Source organism: Wolbachia endosymbiont of Drosophila baimaii (assembly GCF_028982185.1).
Lineage (GTDB): Bacteria > Pseudomonadota > Alphaproteobacteria > Rickettsiales > Anaplasmataceae > Wolbachia > Wolbachia pipientis.
In genome coordinates, this window is the sequence record NZ_JAPQLE010000206.1 from 1 (window position 1) to 4,997 (window position 4,997).

Here is a 4,997-nt window from a genome sequence, read left to right on the forward strand (position 1 = left end):
GTATATTCTCTTACCATTTCTAATCCTCCAAAATTTTATTTTACCCAAAAAAACTCTTTTCTTTCTCTCCACTTTTTCTGGGTAAGGTCAAACAATGACTATGCAAAAAACCTAATAACATGTATAATCTATAAATAATTTCTGAGGTAGATTGTGAAACTAGGTGTTAATATCGATCACGTTGCAACCCTCCGCAACGCACGCGGAACTTCTTATCCAGATCCATTGAAAGCAGCAGAAATAGCCATTGACGCTGGAGCAGACTTTATTACTGTACACTTACGAGAAGATAGAAGGCATATTAGAGATGAAGACGTATTTAACCTAAAAAAAAGCATTAGCACTGAGCTAAATCTTGAAATTGCAGCCACGGAAGAAATGCTTGAAATAGCAAAAAAGGTAAAACCCTATTCGATTAGTATAGTACCAGAAAAAAGAGAAGAATTAACAACCGAAGGTGGCCTGGATATCGTGAATATGCACAGTAAACTTTCTAGTATAATAGAGGAAATGCATAGCTCTAGCATAAAAGTCTCACTGTTTATTGATCCAAATATTGATCAACTAAAATATCTTGAAAAGCTAGGGACAAAACCTGACATAATAGAAATTCACACAGGGGATTACTGTGATAATCCATCAGAAAAAAAGTTACAGTTAATTACTAATGCTGCAGAGTACGTCAATAAATTAGGAATAGAATGCCACGCAGGACATGGCATAACTTATAAACACGCTAAGAAGATGACAAGAATACCTCACATCTCAGCTCTTAACATAGGCCACTATTTAACTAGCGAAGCTGTATTTTACGGCTTGCACAGCGTAGTAAAAACAATGAAAATGACAATGTCTAACTAACTGCTGCTTTTTCCTTCTCATTTAAAATACTTAAAAGAGTTTGGCTTGCTTTAAATTTTACCCTTGTCTTTTTAGGAACAGTCATGATCTCACCACTTTGGGGGTTACGACATTGTTTTTCCTGACTGATAGCAGTAGAAAATGCTCCTATTCCATGCAAACGTATTTCACCTTTCCCATGCAGCTCATTCTTTATTATTTTAATAAACGCATCATGAATCTTGCTCAAATCAGATTTTGTTATATCTATATTCTGACTAGAACAATCTTCCTTTAATTGTTTTATTATATCTTCTTTACTCATAAATTACCTTAATATTGAAAAAATCACATAAATAGCATATTATGTTGACACCAATAGTCAACTACATTCATCACAAAAATAGAGGATATCATACACTTTTGCAAATATTTGTATAATACTTACAAAAAAACACCCCTATAAAATAACTATCTCTTAGAAAATTGACACTTTTTCCGAGCTTTATGTTGACCATATTTCTTACGTTCAACAACACGTGAATCTCTAGTTAAGAACTCACCATTACGTAGTATAGAATGCAAATCTTGGCTTACACTACTTAAAGCTCTGCTTATTCCATGAGCTAGAGCACCTGCTTGACCAGATAGCCCTCCACCTTTTACAGTTGCAAATACATCGTATTTATCCAATGTGGAAGTTGCAACAAATGGCATTTTTACTATTTGGCACACTGACTCTCTTTTAAAATAAGAAATTAGATCGCCTTTTTTGTTAACACTAAATTTTCCACTCCCCGGCTTTATCCATACTCTTGCTACAGATTCTTTTCTTCGGCCTGTAGCATATAAACGACCAAGCGAATCAACTGCTGATTTAATTGTCTTTTCTGACCAATCATTGTTATTTATTGTAGAACTCTTCATTTTTACTCCATTACTTTTTATTTTTACGATTCAAAGAGGCAAAATCTATCTTTTCAGGTTGCTGTCCTTGATGCTTATGCTCTGAACCAGAATAAACATACAAATTTTCAAAGCGTCTACGTGCCATAGGCCCATCATCAAGCATCCTTTTCACTGCCATTTCTATTACACGCTCAGGAAATTTGCCATTTAAAATATTATCTGGAGTAGTTTTCTTCAAACCACCAGAATAACCTGTATGCTTATAGTAAATTTTATCTTTAAGCTTCTTTCCGGTGAAATGCACCTTTTCTGCGTTGATAATAATTACATTATCGCCACAATCCATATGAGGTGTATACTCAGGTTTATGCTTTCCACGTAATAGTGTCGCTACAAATGCTGCAAGCCTTCCTACCACTAATCCTTCTGCATCTATGACAAACCACTTTTTATTGATTTGTTTCTCCTTCAAGAAAAAAGTCTTCATTATTTGATCCAACAATAGTAAGCTATGATATACTTAATTTCTCAATAGTGTCAACAATATTAGTTATTGATTATTAAAGTAATTTATGTTAGTAATTGAGCTGCGCAACCAATATGCATAGGAATTAGAATGTTTCGATTGATTATCACACTTGCGATCATTTTTAATACTATAAGTTGCTATGCAACCGATGTGGGAGAAGTGATAAGCAAAGCCATCAAAAATAGCTCAAAAATAAAGTCTCAATTTTACCAATATAAAAGCGCAGAAAAACACTATAAATCTTCTGGGTTAGCTGGATTTTTACCTGACATTAGTTTGCAGTACAATTTTGATAGTAATTTTAATATTATTAACAATCCACAAGACTCTGGAAAACGCCTGATATTAAGCCAAAGAATAATAGATGGCGGCGGCACCTTTGCCACATTTAGTCGATCAAGTCATCTTCTCAAAGCAGAAAAAATGCGATTTCAGCAATCAAAACAAGAGCTTGCACTTAATGCTGTGAAGGCATATGTTAGTGTTTTACAAAAGACAGAAATATTAAAGCTCAGAGAACATAAAGAACGCGTTTCTTTGGAACATTTGTCAGCTATGAAAAAACGCTTTTCCCTTGGAGAGGTAACCAATGCTGAAGTTTTGTTAGCAAAAGCAAAATTTTCATCTTCTATATCCGAAAGAGTTGATGCTGAAGGTAAATTAAAGTTGGTAAATATTGCTTATTATCACTTGATTGGCGAAGATGCTGATGACCTTTCTGAAGCTAATGATAAACTACCTTCTGTTCCAGAGCTAAATGAATGTTTACAGTTAGCAAAAACCAATAATTTATCTCTAAAAGCAGCAGTTTATCAAAAAAGAGCAGCCGGAATGGAAGTGATTGCTGAAAGCTCCAAGTGGCTTCCTTCTTTAAATCTAAGTGCAAGCAAAAATTTTGGGGAGGATGGTATGAAGGTAGACAAACTATTAGAAAATGTTCATGTAGTTTTTACTCTTGATGTTCCAATCTTTAAGAGAGGAGTTAATGCTTTTGGTGTCAGTAAAGCTAAAATGGATGCAAAAAAATCTACCTACGATTATTATGAAACGGTAAAAAATATAGAACAAGCAGTTGTAAATGCTTGGAATAATGTGTTGACAGCAAAGGCCATTATCAAAGCAAGTCAAGAAGCGGAAAAAGCAGCAGCTCTAGCATTGGAAGGAGTCGAGCAAGAAGTAAACTTAAATTTAAAGAGTACATCTGACCTTTTGGACACTGAAGATGCATTATTTAAAGCACGTTCAGACTTAGTTGAAGCAAAAAGCAATTATGTGATTAGTGTTTACAACTTGCTTTTTATGATAAATAGTATAAACCTCTAAATTTAATGGTATTAGCACTATGCATGATGAACAAGGTAATCAATCTGTAAAAGATATCCTAGAAGATATAAAAAAAGCTATATCGGGTAAAAACGCGAGTAACGATAAAGCAGAAATAAAGGATGAAAATGATGATGTGCTGTACCTTGAGGAAGAGTATCCAGAAGAAATAGAAGAAGATGGCAAAAAAGAAAATAATGAAAAAGAGGACATTGATAATGATGACCAAAGTGAGGAAATGGCTTGCAACAATAACCAATTTAATGGCCATAGCTACAATTCAGAAGAAAAAAAAGATATTTATTTGTACGATAATATCCAAATGAGTAATAACAAAGCGAGTAATAGCGGCTTACAAGCGCAAAATAACGATCATCTAATTTTAAAAGAGAATATGGAAGAGATCAAAGCGTTGCTTGGAAAAATGCAAAACGAATTACAGCATAAACAACAAAAAAGAGCGAATCTTACTGTTGAAGAATTAGTTACATCTCTTTTAAAACCTCAGCTTTCAGAATGGCTGAATAAATATCTACATGCACTGGTAAAAGAAGTAGTTGAAAAAGAGCTTAAAGATATAATCAATAATAAGTAGGGTATTAGCAATAAAAACTAGAGTAAAGACGGCTAGAGGCAGAAAACTATCTTCAACAAGGTGGCTACATCGTCATTTGAATGATCAGTATGTGCAAAAAACTAGCAAGGATGGTTATAGGTCACGCTCAGCATATAAGCTGGTAGAAATGGATAACAAATTTAAATTATTCCAAGAAGGGCAAAAAATTATTGATCTTGGTGCTTCTCCTGGTGGATGGTCACAAGTTGCATCTCAGAAAGGTGCAAATGTGGTTGCTCTTGACATAAAACCAATGAACGCAATTGATGGAGTAGAGTTTATACAATGCGATATTATCAATGGGCTTGAAATTTTAAGAGAAAAATTCAAGGATCAAAAATTTGATGTAATTTTATCTGACATGGCCCCCGAATCTTGTGGTTTAAAATCGTTGGATCATACCAGAATTATGCTTTTATGCGAAGCAGCGCTCAATTTTGCAAAGCATTTCTTGAGCCATAGTGGCACGTTTGTAGTAAAAATTTTCCAAGGAGAATCTGATAAAGATTTTTGTAACGAGCTAAAAAAAATGTTTAAAACAGTAAAATACTTTAAACCAAAGTCAAGTAGATCTGAATCTACAGAAATGTATTTGGTAAGTTTAGGCTTTATTGGCAGCAAACCTTCTATATAATATTAATCCAGGTAGTCCGCAGAAACAAAAAACTTACTTGACAAACTCCGCCAGCGCCCTTATCATGAAACTGAAGCTATTTATTTATCTTCTCTGTACAGATTAAATGACAAAAAAACTCACGTATCTGGCGTCCCATGTTTAAT

Annotated in this window: 7 protein-coding genes; 4 read left to right on the forward strand and 3 right to left on the reverse strand. The window is 34.0% G+C overall.

Features of this window, described 5'->3' with window-relative positions; genetic code table 11:
* Positions 1–153: 153 nt before the first annotated feature.
* Positions 154–861 (forward strand): pyridoxine 5'-phosphate synthase, encoded by a 708-nt coding sequence (locus tag OZD66_RS05915; RefSeq protein WP_182366449.1) that lies wholly within the window; start codon positions 154–156, stop codon positions 859–861.
* On the opposite strand, the gene OZD66_RS05920 is transcribed toward OZD66_RS05915, so the two are convergent.
* From OZD66_RS05920 to rplM, 3 genes are all read right to left on the reverse strand, one after another.
* A complete protein-coding gene (locus OZD66_RS05920; protein ID WP_182366447.1) occupies positions 854–1,165 on the reverse strand; it encodes an HU family DNA-binding protein in 312 nt (103 codons plus the stop codon). The genes OZD66_RS05915 and OZD66_RS05920 overlap by 8 nt on opposite strands.
* Before the next feature lie 146 nt (positions 1,166–1,311).
* On the reverse strand, positions 1,312–1,767 hold the full coding sequence (rpsI, locus tag OZD66_RS05925; protein WP_006279875.1) for a 30S ribosomal protein S9: 456 nt from the start codon (positions 1,765–1,767) through the stop codon (positions 1,312–1,314).
* Positions 1,768–1,777: 10 nt separating this feature from the next.
* Complete coding sequence (gene rplM / locus OZD66_RS05930) at positions 1,778–2,236, reverse strand: 50S ribosomal protein L13 (protein WP_010082596.1); 459 nt, start codon at positions 2,234–2,236, stop codon at positions 1,778–1,780.
* 129 nt (positions 2,237–2,365) lie between these two features.
* Here rplM and OZD66_RS05935 point away from each other — a divergent pair, with 129 nt between their 5' ends.
* The 3 genes from OZD66_RS05935 (at position 2,366) to OZD66_RS05945 (ending at position 4,851) form a co-directional block, all read left to right on the forward strand.
* Complete coding sequence (locus tag OZD66_RS05935) at positions 2,366–3,601, forward strand: TolC family protein (RefSeq protein WP_182366445.1); 1,236 nt, start codon at positions 2,366–2,368, stop codon at positions 3,599–3,601.
* Positions 3,602–3,620: 19 nt separating this feature from the next.
* On the forward strand, positions 3,621–4,196 hold the full coding sequence (locus OZD66_RS05940; RefSeq protein WP_182366443.1) for a PopZ family protein: 576 nt from the start codon (positions 3,621–3,623) through the stop codon (positions 4,194–4,196).
* Positions 4,197–4,272: 76 nt separating this feature from the next.
* Positions 4,273–4,851 (forward strand): RlmE family RNA methyltransferase, encoded by a 579-nt coding sequence (locus OZD66_RS05945; protein ID WP_182366441.1) that lies wholly within the window; start codon positions 4,273–4,275, stop codon positions 4,849–4,851.
* Positions 4,852–4,997 lie beyond the last annotated feature (146 nt).